This window comes from Mesorhizobium zhangyense, assembly GCF_011045115.1.
Taxonomy (GTDB): Bacteria; Pseudomonadota; Alphaproteobacteria; order Rhizobiales; family Rhizobiaceae; genus Mesorhizobium_M; species Mesorhizobium_M zhangyense.
Window position 1 is genome coordinate 1 of record NZ_JAAKZG010000061.1, and the last position, 672, is coordinate 672.

General features: G+C 64.4%; 1 protein-coding gene. It reads left to right on the top strand.

Going from position 1 to position 672, the window contains the following annotated elements:
• Positions 1–672 (top strand): calcium-binding protein (locus G6N74_RS30455; RefSeq protein ID WP_281354095.1); only part of this gene is annotated, 672 nt, incomplete at both ends.

Genomic DNA, 672 nt, shown 5'->3' on the forward strand with positions numbered 1-672 from the left:
GGCATTTGCCGACACGTTGACCGGTACCGATGCCGACGTGAATGCTCTCAACGGCGGGGATGGCGACGATATCCTGGCCGGGCTCGGCGGTGCGGACACGTTGATAGGCGGGCTCGGTTCGGACACCGCCGACTACACCGCCTCGACGGCAGGCGTCATCATCAGCCTGGAAGCCGGAACTGTCGCCGGCGGCCATGCCGTAGGCGATACGCTGACCAGCATCGAGAACCTCACCGGCTCGGCCTTTACCGATGCGCTGACCGGCACCGATGCCGGCGCGAATGTCCTGAACGGCGGGGATGGCAACGATGCTCTGATTGGGCTTGGCGGTGCAGACACATTGATTGGTGGCGCCGGCACGGACACCGCCAACTACATCGCCTCGACCGCAGGTGTCATCGTCAATCTCGACACTGGCACCGGGAGCGGCGGCCATGCCGAAGGCGATACGCTGACCGGCATCGAAAACCTCATCGGATCGAGCTTTGACGATACACTGACCGGGACCGACGCGGACGCGAACATCCTTACCGGTGGTGCCGGCAACGACGTGCTTGCCGGCCTTGGCGGTGCGGACACTCTGGACGGCGGCGTCGGCGGTTCCGACACTGCCGATTATACCGCCTCGACAGTAGGCGTCATCATCAGCCTGGAAACCGGAACAGCCGCTGA